The sequence below is a fragment of the Vibrio chemaguriensis genome (genome assembly GCF_012275705.1).
Lineage (GTDB): Bacteria > Pseudomonadota > Gammaproteobacteria > Enterobacterales > Vibrionaceae > Vibrio > Vibrio diabolicus.
The window spans coordinates 117,991-135,855 of record NZ_SHOE01000012.1; the positions used below are offsets into that span (position 1 = coordinate 117,991).

Below are 17,865 nucleotides of genomic sequence, written 5' to 3' on the forward strand. Positions count from 1 at the left end.
CCCTTTGTTTTCTAAATCGACTATTGAATGGTTTACAGGCCGGCAGCTGCAAACACTTGATTAACGATCTCTTGTGCTTCTGCTTCGATTTGTTTTAGGTGTTCTTCACCTTTGAAGCTTTCACAGTAAATCTTGTAGATGTCCTCTGTGCCTGATGGACGAGCAGCAAACCAGCCGTTGGCAGTCGTTACTTTTAGACCACCGATTGCAGCACCATTACCAGGCGCATGCGTGAGACGAGCCGTAATTGGATCACCCGCTAGTGTTTCAGCCGCGACCATTTCTGGTGACAACTTCTTCAGTACGTCTTTTTGAGGGCCATTCGCTACAGCTTGAATACGGTTGTATTTCGACTCACCGTGTTTCGCCGCTAGCTCTTCATAGTAGTCTTGTGGGTTCTTACCCGTTACCGCAGTGATCTCTGCCGCTAGAAGACATAACAAGATGCCGTCTTTGTCTGTTGACCAAGGCGTACCATCTTTACGAAGAAAAGATGCCCCGGCACTTTCTTCGCCACCGAAGCCGAATTTACCAGTGTACAGACCATCAACAAACCATTTAAAGCCTACTGGTACTTCACATAGCTCACGACCTAGATCCGCAACAACACGGTCAATCAGTGCACTTGATACTAGTGTTTTACCAACAGCTACATCTTTACCCCATGCGTCACGATGGCGGTATAGGTAGTCGATACAAACGGCTAAGAAGTGGTTCGGGTTCATCAAACCTTTTGGCGTAACGATACCGTGACGGTCGTAGTCAGGATCGTTACCAAATGCTAAATCGTATTCGTCTTTCAGTGCCAATAGACCCGCCATTGCGTAAGGAGAAGAACAGTCCATACGTACAACACCGTCTTTATCGAGAGACATGAATTGGAAAGAAGGATCAATCGCTTCACTTACTAGCGTTAGGTCTAGGTTGTATGCCTGACCAATTTGACGCCAGTAATCGATGCCGCTGCCACCCAATGGATCTACACCAATCTTCAGATTTGCTTTTTGGATTGCTTCCATATCGATAACGTTCACCAGATCATCGATATAGGGTTTAACCAAGTCCATCTCCACAAACAGATCCGATGCTTTTGCTTCTGCTAGTGGTAAGCGTTTAACACCTTGTAAACCTTCGGCAATCAGTGCGTTCGCACGATCTTCGATAGCTTGAGTCAACTCAGCTTCTGCTGGACCACCGTGAGTCGGATTGTATTTGATACCGCCGTCTTGTGGTGGGTTATGAGATGGCGTAATCACAATACCGTCTGCTTTTTCATCGTGCTTGATGTTGTAAGTCAGAATTGCGTGCGAGATACCTGGTGTTGGCGTGTAGCCGTTATCCTGCTGTACGATGACTTTTACGCCATTCGCAATCAAAACTTCAATCACGCTAGAAAATGCAGGTTCAGACAAAGCATGCGTGTCTTTACCGACAAACAAAGGACCTGTGGTCCCTTGCTGGGCACGAACTTCTGCAACCGCTTGAGCAATAGCCAAAATGTGGTTTTCGTTAAATGTATGCTTATCAGCGGTACCACGGTGACCTGATGTGCCGAATTGAACCTTGTGATCGGGGTTCTTAGCATCAGGTTGAAGCAAGAAGTAATTGGCAACAAGTGCCGGAATATTATGGAGATCTTCCTGCTGCGCTTTTTGCCCAGCACGAGGGTGCATAGCCATGTTTGACATCCTTTCTTTAAATACAAATAAAATTAAAAAAGCCTCATAATATCCGCAAACTGCGACACATTATGAGGCTTCTATCAGGTTTCTTAGATTGAACCTGTTACTTTTTCTATTAAGTCAGGTTGGTACCCCATGTGTGTCATCACTTGTTCAACCATCTGTCTTTTACGACTGGTATTGTTGTTCGTGATAACCCAAAACGGTGTGCCAGGAATGGCTTTTGGCTTGGTCGTGTTGCCATTTGCCAACAAGGTTTCTTCATTATCTGCAAAGTACACGCGTTTGCGTCCCTTTACATTCGTAGCCTGTGCGAAACCTTCTGGATTTAATTTATGTAAGGTCGATAGTACTAACATAAAGCGATCAATCGCTTTTTTTAGACCGGCAAACTCATCAGAAATAAGCAGCGAACGCATTTCTTTCACTACATCAACAGATTCCGTTTTACCCGCATCTTTACTTACTACAATCCCTTGTGGCTTCTCTACTACAGGCGCGGCTTCAGCTTCCTGCAACTGACCATCAAGGTTTAAAAGGCGTCGCAAAATATCCGAGGCGCTTTCACCGATATGCTTAGTTTGGCTAGCAATGTAACGGTATAGATCCTCATCAACCTCAATTGTTTTCATTCGCTTTTCACATTCTCAATGTTTAAACTCTGGGGGATTATAACGAGATCCTCTCGGATACTCCACGTTAAACCCATCACGAATAAGATAAAATGTCAGCATTACTCAACTATAAGCAGGAAGGCCAAGGCCAAACAGTTGTTTTGATTCACGGATTGTTTGGTAGTTTAAGTAATCTGGGTCTACTAGCCCGCGATCTTACTAAAGATCACACGGTGATCAGTATTGATCTGAGAAATCACGGCCTCTCTTTTCACTCAAACATTCATAATTACGCCGACATGGCAAAAGATGTGGCACAACTCCTACAACACTTAAATGTTGAACCATCTATTATTATTGGGCATTCAATGGGTGGAAAGGTCGCGATGACACTGGTGGACATTGCTCCAGAGCTCGTCAAACAGTTGGTTGTGCTCGACATGGCACCTGTCGCCTACACAGCAAACCGTCACGACAATGTGTTTAATGGTTTACACGCCGTAATTAACGAAAAGCCAGCAAGCCGTCAACAAGCGATGGATATCCTAGCTCAACATGTTGAGATCGACGGTGTAAGACAATTTCTCTCTAAGTCACTATACAAAAATGGCGATAAAATGGACTGGCGGTTTAACGTACCGAGCCTTTTTGAGAATTACGCACAAATTATCGGCTGGCAGGAAATTGCCCCAACAGACATACCCACTCTGTTTATTAAAGGTGGTGATTCCGATTACTTAATGCCAGAGCACCAACCTGCGGTGCAAAAACAGTTCAAACAAGCAAAAGCACATATTATCGCTAATACTGGCCACTGGCTTCACGCCGAAAAACCGGCTGAAGTAATGAGAGTCATTCGGAAATACATTTCGAGTTAACAAATTCGAAAAGCAACAATAGATTATTGAAATAACCCTTCTTGTAGTGCATTAACTTTACCGTTTAACAGTGGTATAGTGCGCCCAAGATTTTTCGGCATGAAGGACTAAAATGCTTTACGACTATATGGATATGCTCGAGTCTATTGGGCTCGATCTTCTTTTTGCTGCTATCTTCTTTTTCATCGGGATGGCGATAAAAGATGTGCTAAAGCAAGGCAATGTACCTGTTTTTGGTCGTCGTATTGTGTGGTTAGTCCTTTTCCTAGGCTGTGCTGGCTTTATTGCAAAAGGTGTAATTCAGCTAACTTGGGAAGGCTCTGGGTTAGGTTAAACCCTTAGTACCATCGCCAATAACAAACAATGTAAAGGTATAGACTCTATGGCAAGTGTAGGTATCTTCTTCGGTAGCGACACAGGTAATACTGAAGCCGTTGCAAAGATGATTCAAAAGCAACTAGGTAAGCATCTAGTTCACGTTCAAGACATCGCGAAAAGCAGCAAAGAAGACATCGATAACTTCGATCTTCTTCTTCTAGGTATCCCAACTTGGTACTACGGTGAAGCACAATGTGATTGGGATGATTTCTTCCCAGAACTTGAGCAAATCGACTTCTCTACTAAGCTAGTGGCTATCTTTGGCTGTGGCGACCAAGAGGACTACGCAGAATACTTCTGTGACGCGATGGGCACAGTACGTGATATCGTTGAGTCTAAAGGCGGCACAATTCTTGGCCATACTTCAACAGAAGGCTACGAATTTGAAGCGTCTAAAGCACTTGTTGAAGGCGACGACAGCCAATTCGTAGGTCTATGTATCGATGAAGACCGTCAACCGGAACTGACTGACGAACGTGTTGAGAACTGGGTTAAACAGATTTACGAAGAAATGTGTTTAGCTGAGCTTGAAGGCTAAATAAATCGAATTATACAAAGACCTCCGATTGGAGGTCTTTTTGTATATTTTCACAAAGCATCGGTGAGCACTTCCTCTTCGCGATACTGAGGTTTCTTTCTTACATAAAGCTTGCGTTGAACCTCTGAAACCACATTCCCCTGCTTATCTTTTACATGGGTAATAAATTCAGGAAAACACTTTTCTCCATTCCGTGTCATTTGATAAATGTTTTCTAGCATTCCTTCAGTGACCTCGAATTCTGCAAATAAATCACTTTGCCCTGGCTTAATAAAGTTAATACTCGCCTCTTTATCCCACACATAATACTCCTCGCGTAGAATCCCCATCAGCATCAACGAGTAAATGGGATCAGTTAAAGAGAAAATACTGCCACCATACTGAGTACGATTGGCGTTTTTATTCCACCAGCGAAGTTTCAAACGCACCTTCACAGCACGAAAGTCTTCAGAAATATGTAAGATTTTAATACCAGCGCCCCAAAAAGGTGGCCAAATATTGAGTGCGAATTTTACAATTCCTGGTTTGTATATCTTCGCAAGTCGCTTATTCATCACAGTCCGTGCCCTCTCCAAGCTCAATGTTACATAATTGTAACTGGTCAGATCTGTAATATAATCGACCTGTTTCTAATTTACAAAAAGATTCTATTAACCCTTTGAAGTTCGTGGTTTAATGTTCTGAGCGCATATCCTATAATGGTAGGAAGATTGAATTCTGTTAAATCGCTGCAGATGATCCAACGGGAAAGTATATGTCAGATAATAATCAGGCGCTGAAGGATGCGGGTTTAAAAGTAACCCTTCCAAGGCTAAAAATTCTAGAAGTACTTCAGCAGCCAGACTGCCAGCACATCAGTGCTGAAGATTTGTACAAAAAGTTGATTGATCTAGGTGAAGAGATTGGCCTAGCAACTGTTTACCGAGTTCTAAACCAATTCGATGATGCTGGTATTGTAACTCGTCACCACTTTGAAGGTGGTAAGTCAGTCTTCGAATTATCGACTCAACATCACCACGACCATCTAGTGTGCCTAGACTGTGGTGAGGTAATTGAATTTTCTGACGATCTTATTGAAGAACGTCAAAAAGAGATTGCAGCTAAGTACAATGTCACGCTAACAAACCACAGCTTATACTTGTACGGCAAGTGCAGTGATGGTGGTTGTAAAGACAATCCAGATGCACACAAACCAAAAAAATAACGGTTTGTTGATTTAAAATAAACGTCAGCTCATGCTGGCGTTTTTTGTTTCTGAGGGCGATATCTTTCAATAGCTGAATTGCCGTACCAACTTTTGTAAAGCGTCGATTAGACTTACCAATTCAAACCTTAATAAACATCATTGTTTTGCTTCCAAACCGAACATTTATCAAACGTCCCTCGTTCTTAAGCAACTCCCTACATTACCTGTAACCGCCGAATTACGATAATGAGAATAAAAAAATGCCAGCATTTGCTGGCATTTTTATCGATTTTTGCATTAATCGAGATTATTGGTTCTCAATTTTTGCCCAAGTATCACGTAGGCCAACCGTGCGGTTGAATACTAGTTTATCTGCTGAAGAATCTTTCGAGTCTGCGCAGAAGTAACCCATACGCTCAAACTGGTAGCCTTTTTCTGCTACTGCAGACGCTAAGCTAGGCTCTACAAAACCATTGATCACAACTAATGATTCAGGGTTGATTGTAGAAGCAAAGTCTTCTGCTGCACCCGGGTTTGGAACCGTAAATAGACGATCGTACAGACGGATTTCCGCTGGTAATGCTTTATCAGCTGATACCCAATGAATCACACCTTTTACTTTACGGCCATCAGCCGGGTTCTTACCTAGTGTGTCTGCATCATAAGAACAGAAGATAGTCGTGATGTTGCCTTCGGCATCTTTTTCAACGCGCTCTGCTTTGATCACGTAAGCACCACGTAAGCGAACTTCTTTACCTAGCACTAAACGCTTGTACTTTTTGTTCGCCTCTTCACGGAAGTCTTCACGCTCAATCCACAACTCACGAGTGAATGGTACTTCACGCACACCCATCTCTGGTTTGTTTGGGTGATTAGCAACCGTCAAGTTTTCTACTGCACCTTCTTCAAAGTTTTCGATAACAACTTTAACAGGATCCAGCACAGCCATTGCACGCGGAGCGTTCTCGTTTAGGTCATCACGAATACAAGATTCTAATGAGCTAAACTCGATCATATTTTCTTGCTTCGTTACACCAATACGCTTACAGAATTCACGGATAGATGCTGGCGTGAAGCCACGACGACGCAGACCAGAGACTGTTGGCATACGTGGGTCATCCCAACCGTTAACCAGTTTTTCAGTGACGAGTTGATTAAGCTTACGCTTAGACATCACTGTGTACTCAAGGTTTAAGCGACTGAACTCGTATTGATGCGGACGGCTTTCGATCGTGATGTTGTCCAGAACCCAGTCGTACAGACGACGGTTATCCATAAACTCAAGCGTACAGATAGAGTGTGTAATGCCTTCTAATGCATCAGAGATACAGTGCGTGAAGTCGTACATTGGGTAAATGCACCACTTATCACCAGTTTGGTGGTGCGTAGCAAAACGCACACGGTATAAAACTGGATCGCGCATAACCATGAATGAAGAACCCATGTCAATCTTGGCACGAAGACACGCTTTACCTTCTTCAAATTCACCAGCGCGCATTTTTTCAAATAACGCTAAGTTCTCTTCAACAGAACGGTCACGGTATGGGCTTGGTTTACCTGGCGCCTTTAGCGTGCCACGGTATTCACGAATCTGCTCTGGACTTAGCTCATCTACGTACGCTAAGCCTTTGTTAATCAATTCAATTGCATATTCGTAAAGCTTATCGAAGTAGTTTGATGAGTAACATACTTCACCACTCCACTCAAAGCCCAACCAGTTTACATCTTTCTTGATAGACTCAACGTATTCGATGTCTTCTTTTTCAGGGTTCGTATCGTCGAAACGTAGATTACATTGACCCTGGTAGTCCTGAGCAATACCGAAGTTCAAACAGATAGACTTAGCATGACCGATATGCAGGTAGCCATTTGGCTCCGGCGGGAATCGAGTATGCACGCTAGTGTGTTTACCATCCGCTAGATCTTTATCAATGATCTGGCGAATAAAGTTTGATGGACGAGCATCAGCTTCACTCATCTATAGCACCTCAAAAATATTAGTATTGTCAGAGAAAACGGAACTCTGCATCCAAGTATGGTTCTGCAGAGTACATTGTTTCTAATGATCCACAATTCTAAGCAATTAGACAACAAGAACTCGCGCTAAAACGACAATATTTATCGAGTTAGTGCGAAAGCACAGCAGATTCAAAGTGCCAAAACAAAAAAAGACCTCCCGAGGGAGGTCTTAGTCAGATATCAGTTCGATGTAATTAAGGCAGTTTTACATTCGATAGGTCTTCATTAGCACCGATTGCTTTCATTTCGCCAGCAACGATTTCAGCTAGAGGGCCAAGGATAACTTGAAGGTTGTTTTCACCAAGTTTAACCACACCTTTCGCACCCAGTTTCTTCAGTACTTCCTCATTAGCGACTGAACGATCTTTTAGCGTCAAGCGTAGTCGAGTGATACATGCGTCGATTGAAGTTAGGTTGTCATGACCGCCAAGTGCTTTTAAGTATTGGCGAGCTAGGTCACCACTTTTCTTCTCACCAGCAGGCGCTGCTGCTTCGCTGTCGTCATCTTCACGACCAGGCGATTTCAAGTTGAATGCGCGGATTGCGAAGCTGAATGTGAAGAAGTATAGAGCACCAAAGCCAAGACCAACTGCACCAAGTAGTAGCGGCTTAGTTGCTAGACCGTAGTTCAACAAGTAGTCAATTAGACCAGCTGAGAATGTGAAGCCGTGTAGCGTACCAAGCATGTTAGCAACAACAAGCGACAGACCAGTGAACACTGCGTGAATCGCGTATAGTGCAGGCGCTAGGAATACGAACATGAACTCTAGAGGCTCTGTGATACCAGTTAGGAATGAACAGAATGCAACAGAGAACAATGCACCACCAACTTGGCTGCGTTTCTCAGCAGGAGCCGCTAGGTACATAGCAAGCGCCGCACCAGGTAGACCGAACATCATTACTGGGAAGAAACCGTTCATGAACACACCAGCGCTCTTATCGCCGCCGAAGAAACGGTGTAGGTCACCAGATTTAACTGTTTCAGTTACTTCCTTCACTGTTGCAGTGATTTCAGGAGTGACAGAGTTAGCGAATTCAAATGTATGAGTTTGACCAGCCACAAGCGTTTTCGCTAGCGCAGGATCAACACACAGTTGTTGTAGAGCAGGAAGCGCTTGACCCGCAGCATTTGCACCAGTTACTAGCACTTCTTGACAAGACCCCATACCAAACCAGAAGAATGAGTTAAGTACGTGGTGTAGACCTACAGGAATAAGGGCTCGGTTCAGTGTACCGTAGATAAACTGACCAATAGCGCCAGAAGTTGAGATACCATGCGCAAGCGCATCTAGACCACCTTGAATTGTTGGCCATACAATGCCACCAACTGCACCAGCAACTAAAGCGAATAAACCTGCCATAATCGGCACTAAACGTTTACCAGAGAAGAAAGCAAGCCACTCAGGAAGACGTGTAGCATGGAAAGCGTTGTAAGAGTGGCCAGCAATAATACCTGCGATGATACCACCAAAGAACGACATGTTTACTGATGCATCAATTGTTGACGCTGTCGCTGTCAGTACAAAGTACGCAACTGCACCAGCAAGGCCAGCTGCACCTTGACCATCTTTAGATAGACCGATCGCAATACCAAGGCCAAATAACAATGGAAGGTTAGAAAAGATTGAGTTACCTGCTTGTGCCATAAATGCGATGTCAAAAACATCCGGCTGGCCCAAGCGCAGTAACAAGCCTGCGATTGGCAAAGTCGCAATAGGAAGCATAAGAGCTTTACCTAACTTCTGCGCGTATCCGAGAATATTCACCTTAAGTTCCCCCTATAGGATTAGATGTTATGTTGAATGACTTATTTCAGTCGTCCAATTTAGTCATCCTCAGTTTATGACATTAATTTTGCTCCGCAAATTAAAAGCTCACCGTTTGTGATCATAATCACCACAATTTGCCCTTTCGGAAGGTTTTTGCTAGCGAGATCATAAAACTTATTTTATTATACGAAAAAATGGCGTTTTAAAGATAATATTCTCGCACTTTATGCAAGGCAGAATCAGTGTTATTTTGGTATCTAGGCGGGTAAATCACTGTAACTTTGCTCTGAAAAAGAATCATAAAAAACCATACAATTATTACTTTTCAGTTAGTTACTATGACAATAACATCGATAAAACGCGACTTGCTGTATGTGACTCGTTATCTAATTCAGTGATACAAACTAAGTACCCATATGACTAAAGCAGTCTCCACTTAGGTAACGATATAGAAATTGAATTCTCATCTATAAGGACTAGCTGACTATGTACGCGCTAAGTAACTGTAAAATTTATACCGGTAGTGATGTTCTTACCGATCATGCGGTCATCATCGAAAACGACCTTATTCAATCTATTGTACCGGCTGCAGAGCTACCTCAGGGCATCGAAGTGAAAGACCTCGCAGGCGCAAACCTAAGTCCGGGCTTTATCGACCTGCAACTGAATGGCTGTGGCGGTGTAATGCTAAACGATGCAATCACACCGGAAACCATGCAAATCATGCACGAAGCAAACCTCAAGTCCGGCTGTACTAGCTTCTTACCAACGCTCATTACTTCATCAGACGAAGATATGCGAACTGCAATTTCTGCCGCTCGTGAATACCACAACCAATATCAAAACCAATCACTTGGTCTACACCTAGAAGGTCCTTATCTTAACGTCGCGAAAAAAGGTATCCACAACGTCGATTTTATTCGCCCGTCAGATGAAAGCATGATTGATCTTATCTGCGCAAACGCCGATATCATCGCTAAAGTAACGCTTGCACCAGAGCAAAACGATCCAGAGCATATTGCACGATTAAAAGCAGCCGGCATCGTGGTTTCTATTGGTCATACAAATGCGACCTACGCCGAAGCGCGTAAAGGCTTTGAAGCAGGTATTACTTTTGCCACACACCTATTTAATGCGATGACACCAATGGTTGGTCGTGAACCTGGAGTTGTTGGTGCAATTTACGATACTCCTGACGTTTATGCTGGCATTATTGCTGATGGTTTCCACGTAGACTACGCAAACATCCGAATTGCTCATAAAATCAAAGGTGAAAAGCTTGTTTTGGTGACGGATGCCACAGCTCCAGCAGGTGCTAACATTGATCACTTTATTTTTGTCGGTAAGAAAGTATATTACCGAGATGGTAAGTGTGTTGATGAAAACGGCACACTAGGCGGCTCAGCTTTGACAATGATAGAAGCAGTTCAGAATTCAGTTGAGCACGCGGGGATCGCTTTAGACGAAGCTCTACGAATGGCCACGTTATATCCAGCAACTGCAATTGGTGTTGAGGATCGCCTTGGCCGAGTTCGAAAAGGGATGGTTGCAAACCTAACCATTTTCGATCGTGACTTCAAAGTAAAAGCGACGGTTGTTAACGGACAATACGAGCAAAATTAAGCATGAATGGCGGACAGATTGGTAATGTAGATTTAGTAAAACAGCTTAACAGCGCTGCGGTATATAGGCTGATTGATCAGCAAGGTCCTATCTCCCGTATTCAAGTCGCAGATGTGAGCCAGCTCGCACCTGCTAGTGTTACCAAAATAACCCGCCAACTTTTAGAGCGCGGCCTTATTAAAGAGGTCGCCCAGCAAGCTTCAACTGGTGGTCGTCGTGCAATCTCTCTGACCACCGAAGTCAAACCCTTCCACTCTATTGCGGTTCGTTTAGGTCGAGATTACGTACAATTTTGTTTGTACGATTTAGGTGGCACTGCACTTGCGGAAGATCAACACGAACTGCATTACACCAACCAAGCTGACTTGATCGCTGGGCTTATCGATTTACTTAAAGACTTCGTAAACCGTTGCGAAGACAAAATTGATCAGCTCATCGCAATTGGTATTACGCTACCGGGCCTTGTAAACCCAACAACAGGCGTGGTTGAGTACATGCCGAATACCGATATCGATAATCTGGCGCTGGGTGAAATTGTTGGAGAGAAGTTTAATACCGCATGCTTTGTTGGGAATGACGTACGTGGCATGGCGTTAGCGGAGCACTACTTTGGGGCAAGCCAAGACTGTCAGGACTCCATTTTAGTTAGCGTTCACCGCGGTACTGGCGCAGGTATTATCGTTAACGGCCAGGTTTTTCTTGGCTTTAACCGCAACGTCGGTGAAATTGGTCATATTCAAATCGATCCGCTTGGTGAACAGTGCCAATGTGGGAACTTTGGTTGCTTAGAAACCGTAGCAGCGAACCCAGCCATTATCCAACGAGTAAAACAACTGATTGCTCAAGGCTATGAGTCAAGCTTGACTGACCTTGAAAACATCACGATTGAAGCAGTGTGTCAGCATGCAATGGATGGTGACGAACTTGCAAAGCAGAGTTTAGTGCGAGTGGGTAACCAGTTAGGTAAAGCGATTGCAATTACCGTTAACTTGTTTAACCCTCAGAAAATTGTCATTGCGGGCGACATTACTGCTGCACAAGACATAGTCTTCCCTGCAATTCAACGTAATGTCGAAAATCAATCTCTCAAAACTTTCCATAACGACCTTCCTATCGTGGCTTCACACATTGATAAGCAGCCAACGATGGGCGCATTTGCGATGATTAAACGCGCAATGCTAAACGGAGTTTTGTTACAAAAGTTACTTGAAGACTAAGTTTATACAACTAATTGAGTTACAATCTCGGGCTGTGTTTTCACAGCCCGTTTTTGTATATCAGGAATACAGCTCAACAGTATGGAAATTATTCTAATTACAACAGCTTTTTTAGCTGGCTTTATTGCGCTTAAATGTAGCCTCCCTCCCCTCGTTGGTTTTCTACTGGCAGGATTTGGTTTGCATGCATTTGGCTATCAAAGCAATGACGTTATCGTCACTCTTGCAGATCTTGGTGTCACTCTTCTTCTATTCACGATCGGACTCAAGCTTGATGTCAAAACGCTACTGTCCAAAGAAATATGGGGAGGAGCGACCGCCCACAACATACTGTCTACCGCTTTTTTTGCACTAGCGCTATCAGGTTTAAAACTACTGGGCTTAACTTCGCTCGCCAGTATGGATAGCGGTCAAATCCTACTTTTAGCTTTTGCACTATCGTTCTCCAGTACCGTTTTTGCCGTAAAAGCATTGCAAGAAAAAGGGGAAATGAACGCGACCTACGGCACACTCGCGATCGGTATCTTGGTTATGCAAGATATTTTTGCCGTGGTATTCCTGACTGCTTCAACCGGCAAAGTCCCAGAATGGTATGCCATTGGTTTGTTCGCATTGCCTTTCCTTCGTCCACTATTCTATAAACTGTTAGATAAAGTTGGCCACGGCGAAATGCTGGTGCTGTTCGGTATTTTCTTCGCGCTTGTTGTTGGGGCAGGGCTATTCGAACTGGTCGGAATGAAACCAGACTTGGGCGCGCTGATTTTAGGCATGCTACTCGCTGGCCACCCTAAAGCTTCAGAGCTATCCAAATCGCTATTCAATATGAAGGAGCTGTTCTTAGTCTGCTTCTTTTTAAACATTGGCTTGTCCGCTTCATTGAGCGTCAATGGCGTCGTACTCGCCCTACTATTTATCTTACTGCTGCCAATAAAAGGGCTCTTGTACTTCGTCACGATTAATCACTTTAAGTTTCGAGTACGTACCTCTTTGCTCGCCTCTTTATCGCTGTTCAACTACAGTGAGTTTGGCCTTATAGTCGCAGGGTTGGCTTACAAAATGGGCTGGATGCCAAGCGATATGCTCGCTGCGATTGCGGTTGCGGTGTCTGTGTCCTTTATTATTTCTGCGCCACTTAACCGCCTTAGCCACAAAATTTATCAACACTCCGGCAAGTGGCTGCAAGAGACAGCCGCAGAAAAGCTTAACCAGCGTGACCAACTCATTAACCCTGGGCATGCCCAGGTATTGATCTTAGGCATGGGCCGCATCGGGACAGGGGCCTATGATGAATTACGTGCGCGCTATGGCAAAATTTCACTAGGCATAGAAATTCGTGAAGATGCAGCACATCAGCACCGTTCAGAGGGAAGAAACGTGATCGCTGGCGATGCCACAGACCCAGATTTTTGGGAACGAATTTTAGATACAGGTCATGTCAAACTGGTGCTGCTTGCCATGCCTCATCATCAAGGTAACCAAACCGCACTTGAGCAGCTTAAACGCAGAAAATATAAAGGGCAAATAGCTGCTATCGCCGAGTACCCAGATCAGTTGGAAGGTTTGCTGGAAAGCGGAGTTGACGCCGCATTCAATATATACAGTGAAGCAGGTAGCGGTTTTGCTCGACATGTGTGTAAACAACTTGAACCTCAGTTCACACCAATAAAATAAGCAACCATACTAATATTTTTTAAAAGCCTTTCTATCAATAGAAAGGCTTTTTTGTATGGTTTTTATACCAAACCTTGATTCCATTCACCAAACCAGCCATTAAATTAAATAATATTTACACAACAAGGCTTTTTATCATTTTTATAATCACAAAACGTTGCTTTTTTTACTAGTAATGGCAAATTGAAGCCATACCGATTAGAAATTATTTAGTTTAGTAAGGATGTAGTATGTGTTCAGTATTTGGCATTTTAGACATTAAAAGCGATGCAGCCGCATTGCGCCCTATCGCATTAGAAATGTCGAAAAAACTTCGTCATCGTGGCCCTGACTGGTCTGGGATTTACTCTTCAGAGCGCGCTATTTTAGCGCATGAGCGCTTGGCGATTGTTGGTCTAAATAGTGGTGCGCAGCCGCTATACAGCCCTGATAAAAAGCTCATCCTTGCAGTCAATGGTGAAATCTACAACCATAAAGAAATTCGTGCTCGTTACGAAGGAAAATACGAGTTTCAAACCGATTCAGACTGTGAAGTCATTCTTGCACTGTACCAAGATATGGGTGCAGACCTCCTTGAAGAACTAAACGGTATTTTCGCTTTTGTTCTGTACGATGAAGAAAAAGACGAATACTTAGTCGGTCGCGACCACATTGGCATTATCCCTCTTTATCAAGGTCATGATGAGCATGGCAACTACTATGTTGCATCAGAGATGAAGGCACTTGTTCCAGTATGTAAAACAGTGAGCGAGTTCCCTCCTGGTAGCTACTACAGCTCAAAAGATGCCGAGCCAACGCGTTACTATGTTCGTGACTGGAACGAATACGCTGCCGTTCAAGGTAACACCACCAGCAAAGAAGAACTGACTGAAGCACTAGAAGCAGCGGTTAAACGCCAACTAATGACGGATGTTCCATATGGTGTTTTACTATCAGGTGGTTTAGATTCATCCATCACCTCTGCTGTGGCTAAACGTTTTGCTGCAATGCGAATTGAAGACGATGAAAAGTCAGAAGCTTGGTGGCCACAACTGCACTCTTTCGCTGTTGGCCTAGAAGGCGCGCCTGACCTGAAAGCCGCTCGCGAAGTTGCCGACCAAATCGGTACCGTTCACCATGAAATGACTTATACAATTCAAGAAGGTCTCGACGCGATTCGCGACGTGATTTACCACATCGAAACGTACGATGTGACCACCATTCGCGCATCCACGCCTATGTTCTTAATGGGTCGCAAGATCAAAGCGATGGGCATTAAGATGGTACTTTCTGGTGAAGGTGCAGATGAGATCTTTGGTGGTTACCTATATTTCCACAAAGCACCAAACGCGAAAGAGTTCCACGAAGAAACAGTACGTAAGCTGCTTGCTCTGAACATGTTTGACTGCGCGCGCGCAAACAAATCGCTAGCGGCATGGGGGGTTGAAGGCCGAGTACCATTCCTTGATAAAGAGTTTATTGATGTTGCAATGCGCCTAAACCCAGCAGATAAGATGTGTGGCAACGGCAAAATGGAAAAACACATTCTACGCGAGTGTTTTGAGCATTACTTGCCAGAGTCGATCGCATGGCGTCAAAAAGAACAGTTCTCTGATGGCGTAGGTTACAGCTGGATTGATACGTTGAAAGAAGTCGCAGAGCAAAAAGTGACGGATCAGCAGATGGAAACGGCTCAATACCGCTTCCCATACAACACGCCAACCACAAAAGAAGGTTACGTGTACCGAGAAATCTTTGAAGAGCTGTTCCCACTACCTTCAGCGGCTGAGTGTGTGCCTGGTGGTCCTTCGGTAGCTTGTTCATCAGCGAAAGCGATTGAATGGGATGAGTCATTCCAAAACTGTGTAGACCCGTCAGGTCGTGCGGTGCAAACCGTCCATAACGACGCTTACTAAGCGACTAAGTAGGGTGTCATGCCCTACTCCTAATCGGTAACCATCGTTGTTTTGCTAAGCTCGCTAAACAGCGTCCCACTGCTGGTGATTACCAGCAAGATTAAAAAAGAGGTGCCAAAGCACCTCTTTTTTTGTTTGTACACATTAGCTATTTCAAGTCTAAATCGCTGTTATCAATACTGACAGGCACTCGTTTAGTGATCATCTGCACTAACATGATTGAGCGTTTCTCACCATCTTGCTCTTGGAAGATAGCATCTATACCTGCAAACTGACCGCTCTTAACTCGGATTTGATCACCTGGTTTTGGCATACACTCAGAAGCGGTATTTTCATTACAGCATTTTTCTAGCTGCATCAATTCAAAGACTAAGTCACCTTGGACTTCTTTCGGTTGAGCACCAAAACGCACAAAATCAACAACCCCTCGAGTGGAGCGGACTGAGGTGAAGTTAGGTCCCTGTTCATAATCAAAGTACGCAAACACATAACAAGGAAACAGCGGCTCTTCGACTTTTTGTCTTTTCCCGCGCAAAATCTTCTCAACTTCTACAGTTGGATAAAAGCACTCTACACCTTGGTTTTCAAGGTGCTGTTTCGCCCTAACCTGCTCCCCACGTTTACAATAAAGTAGATACCAACGTTTCATCTTTTTTACTAGCCAATTCTATTTTGTTTTTATCCTAGCATTAAGCCAAAGTTGAGTCATTGACATTCAGTTTATCTATAAAAGTATGATTATACATCGCTCGCATTAACGGTATCTTTTCAAGAACTTACGAGAAGAAGTCCATAGACAAAAATGGAAATTAAGTTTGTAACACAGCCAACACACCATCATATCATCTGCAAATTCACCCCAAAACAGTCACTTAACAAATAACTTTAGTCGTAATGCAAAATTTTATTGTTTGTCACTCATTAAATTGCAATGTATACGTAGAAGTCGTTAAAAAATGTAATAACTATTATTAGAAGAGCTTATGTCAAACCAACATCAATATTTCGGCCATCCTCGTGGCTTGTTCTTATTGTTCGGTACTGAACTGTGGGAACGCTTTTCTTACTACGCAATGCGCGCCATTCTAGTACTTTACCTTACAGATACAACGATGAATGGCGGCCTTGGCTGGTCAACCAAAGACGCACTAGACCTATACGGTATTTATACTGGTCTTGTGTATATCACACCTCTCATCGGAGGTTACTTAGCGGATAACTATCTAGGTCAACGCCGTTCAATTTTGCTTGGTGGCGCGTTAATGGCTATCGGCCAGTTTACACTCGCACTTCCTGCTGACGCTCTGGGTATTGGTTCGCTACACAGTTTCTATTTAGGTCTTGGTCTGCTTATCACTGGTAACGGCCTCTTTAAGCCGAATATCTCAACCATGGTTGGCGATTTATATAAAGAGGGTGACAACCGTCGTGACGGCGCATTCACTATCTTTTATATGGGTATCAACTTAGGTGCATTACTTGCCGGCGTCGTTTCTGGCTCTGTGACAACCTCTTACGGTTGGAAAGCAGGCTTTGTTGCCGCTGGTGTGGGTATGCTGGTTAGCCTAGTGATGCAAATGGTACTGGCTCAATCATGGCTTGGTGACATTGGCCGCGAACCCGCAGCAAAACGAGATCTAAACAACAAAAACTCAACCACGAAGCAGCCACTCACCAAAGAAGAAGTGAATCGACTAAAAGTAATTCTGGTCATGAGCTTATTCACTATTGTCTTCTGGGCAGGCTTTGAACAAGCTGGTGGTCTGATGAACATCTACACTCAACAATATACTGATCGCATGATTGGTGGTTTTGAAGTTCCTGCTGCGTGGTTCCAATCACTAAACCCATTTTTCATTATTACTCTAGCGCCAGTTCTGGCTGTCCTTTGGGTAAAATTAGGTAAACGAGAACCCACTTCGCCAGTGAAATTTGCGATGGCACTATTTTTCTTGGCAATTGGCTTCCTATGTATGGTTGGCGCTGTGCTAGAACAAGGTGGAGACACAACGGTAAAAACATCAATGTTGTGGCTGGTGGGTGCTTTCTTCTTCCATACATTGGGCGAACTGTGCTTATCTCCAATTGGTCTTTCACTGGTGACCAAGTTAGCACCGCTTCGCTTAGCTTCACTCATGATGGGTGCATGGTTTGGCTGTAATGCGATTGCAAACTACGTTGCGGGCTATGTGGGATCTCACGTAGGCGAATTGGGCGCAATGGCTATCTTTAGTGGCATTGCCGTCAGCGCTACCGTGAGTGGTGTCATCCTACTTCTATTCTCGAATACGCTCGTTCGCTGGATGCATGGTGCAGAGAATACTCACAGCACAGCAGAACAAGTCGAAGAGCAGCAAGTACAAGTCGCTTAATCGCTCTACAAAAAAGGGTCGCT

At 44.0% G+C, this 17,865-nt stretch carries 15 protein-coding genes; 9 read left to right on the forward strand and 6 right to left on the reverse strand.

Translation table 11 applies throughout. The annotated features are described in order from the left end of the window. Positions 1-32: 32 nt before the first annotated feature. Together pgm and seqA are read right to left on the reverse strand one after the other, a co-directional pair. Complete coding sequence (gene pgm, locus EX191_RS13185; protein WP_012842047.1) at positions 33-1,679, reverse strand: phosphoglucomutase (alpha-D-glucose-1,6-bisphosphate-dependent); 1,647 nt, start codon at positions 1,677-1,679, stop codon at positions 33-35. A gap of 92 nt (positions 1,680-1,771) precedes the next feature. Next, the gene (seqA, locus tag EX191_RS13190; protein WP_005393026.1) at positions 1,772-2,314 is read right to left on the reverse strand and encodes a replication initiation negative regulator SeqA; all 543 of its coding nucleotides are present in this window, start codon (positions 2,312-2,314) and stop codon (positions 1,772-1,774) included. Between the two features lie 92 nt (positions 2,315-2,406). Between seqA and EX191_RS13195 the strand changes: the two genes are divergently transcribed. From EX191_RS13195 to fldA, 3 genes are all read left to right on the forward strand, one after another. After that, positions 2,407-3,174, forward strand: coding sequence for an alpha/beta fold hydrolase (locus tag EX191_RS13195; RefSeq protein ID WP_193447886.1), 768 nt, complete (start codon positions 2,407-2,409; stop codon positions 3,172-3,174). Positions 3,175-3,286: 112 nt separating this feature from the next. Continuing rightward, the gene (locus EX191_RS13200; protein WP_005393038.1) at positions 3,287-3,508 is read left to right on the forward strand and encodes a DUF2788 domain-containing protein; all 222 of its coding nucleotides are present in this window, start codon (positions 3,287-3,289) and stop codon (positions 3,506-3,508) included. A gap of 48 nt (positions 3,509-3,556) precedes the next feature. Further along, positions 3,557-4,090, forward strand: coding sequence for a flavodoxin FldA (gene fldA, locus EX191_RS13205; protein ID WP_005393040.1), 534 nt, complete (start codon positions 3,557-3,559; stop codon positions 4,088-4,090). Between the two features lie 50 nt (positions 4,091-4,140). Here the strand turns inward: fldA and EX191_RS13210 are convergent, their stop codons facing one another. Further along, a complete protein-coding gene (locus EX191_RS13210; RefSeq protein WP_193447887.1) occupies positions 4,141-4,644 on the reverse strand; it encodes a DUF4442 domain-containing protein in 504 nt (167 codons plus the stop codon). Positions 4,645-4,844: 200 nt separating this feature from the next. On the opposite strand from EX191_RS13210, the gene fcrX reads away from it, so the two are divergent. Continuing rightward, a complete protein-coding gene (gene fcrX, locus EX191_RS13215; RefSeq protein WP_005382141.1) occupies positions 4,845-5,294 on the forward strand; it encodes a ferric iron uptake transcriptional regulator FcrX in 450 nt (149 codons plus the stop codon). A 289-nt stretch (positions 5,295-5,583) separates the two neighbouring features. Here the strand turns inward: fcrX and glnS are convergent, their stop codons facing one another. Both glnS and nagE read right to left on the reverse strand, forming a co-directional pair. Continuing rightward, the gene (gene glnS / locus EX191_RS13220; protein WP_047009533.1) at positions 5,584-7,254 is read right to left on the reverse strand and encodes a glutamine--tRNA ligase; all 1,671 of its coding nucleotides are present in this window, start codon (positions 7,252-7,254) and stop codon (positions 5,584-5,586) included. A gap of 235 nt (positions 7,255-7,489) precedes the next feature. Further along, positions 7,490-9,061 (reverse strand): N-acetylglucosamine-specific PTS transporter subunit IIBC, encoded by a 1,572-nt coding sequence (gene nagE / locus EX191_RS13225; protein ID WP_104974377.1) that lies wholly within the window; start codon positions 9,059-9,061, stop codon positions 7,490-7,492. 489 nt (positions 9,062-9,550) lie between these two features. Here nagE and nagA point away from each other — a divergent pair, with 489 nt between their 5' ends. From nagA to asnB, 4 genes are all read left to right on the forward strand, one after another. Then, positions 9,551-10,687 (forward strand): N-acetylglucosamine-6-phosphate deacetylase, encoded by a 1,137-nt coding sequence (gene nagA / locus EX191_RS13230; RefSeq protein ID WP_005393048.1) that lies wholly within the window; start codon positions 9,551-9,553, stop codon positions 10,685-10,687. A 2-nt stretch (positions 10,688-10,689) separates the two neighbouring features. Beyond that, the gene (gene nagC / locus EX191_RS13235) at positions 10,690-11,904 is read left to right on the forward strand and encodes a DNA-binding transcriptional regulator NagC (protein ID WP_006742713.1); all 1,215 of its coding nucleotides are present in this window, start codon (positions 10,690-10,692) and stop codon (positions 11,902-11,904) included. 81 nt (positions 11,905-11,985) lie between these two features. Further along, on the forward strand, positions 11,986-13,575 hold the full coding sequence (locus EX191_RS13240; protein ID WP_006742714.1) for a cation:proton antiporter family protein: 1,590 nt from the start codon (positions 11,986-11,988) through the stop codon (positions 13,573-13,575). Positions 13,576-13,805: 230 nt separating this feature from the next. Beyond that, entirely contained in the window at positions 13,806-15,470 is a 1,665-nt protein-coding gene (gene asnB / locus EX191_RS13245) for an asparagine synthase B (RefSeq protein ID WP_005393054.1), read from the forward strand. A 148-nt stretch (positions 15,471-15,618) separates the two neighbouring features. Here the strand turns inward: asnB and rfaH are convergent, their stop codons facing one another. Then, entirely contained in the window at positions 15,619-16,119 is a 501-nt protein-coding gene (rfaH, locus tag EX191_RS13250) for a transcription/translation regulatory transformer protein RfaH (protein WP_005393056.1), read from the reverse strand. A gap of 334 nt (positions 16,120-16,453) precedes the next feature. Here rfaH and EX191_RS13255 point away from each other — a divergent pair, with 334 nt between their 5' ends. Then, entirely contained in the window at positions 16,454-17,842 is a 1,389-nt protein-coding gene (locus tag EX191_RS13255; RefSeq protein ID WP_046874263.1) for a peptide MFS transporter, read from the forward strand. Positions 17,843-17,865: the final 23 nt, after the last annotated feature.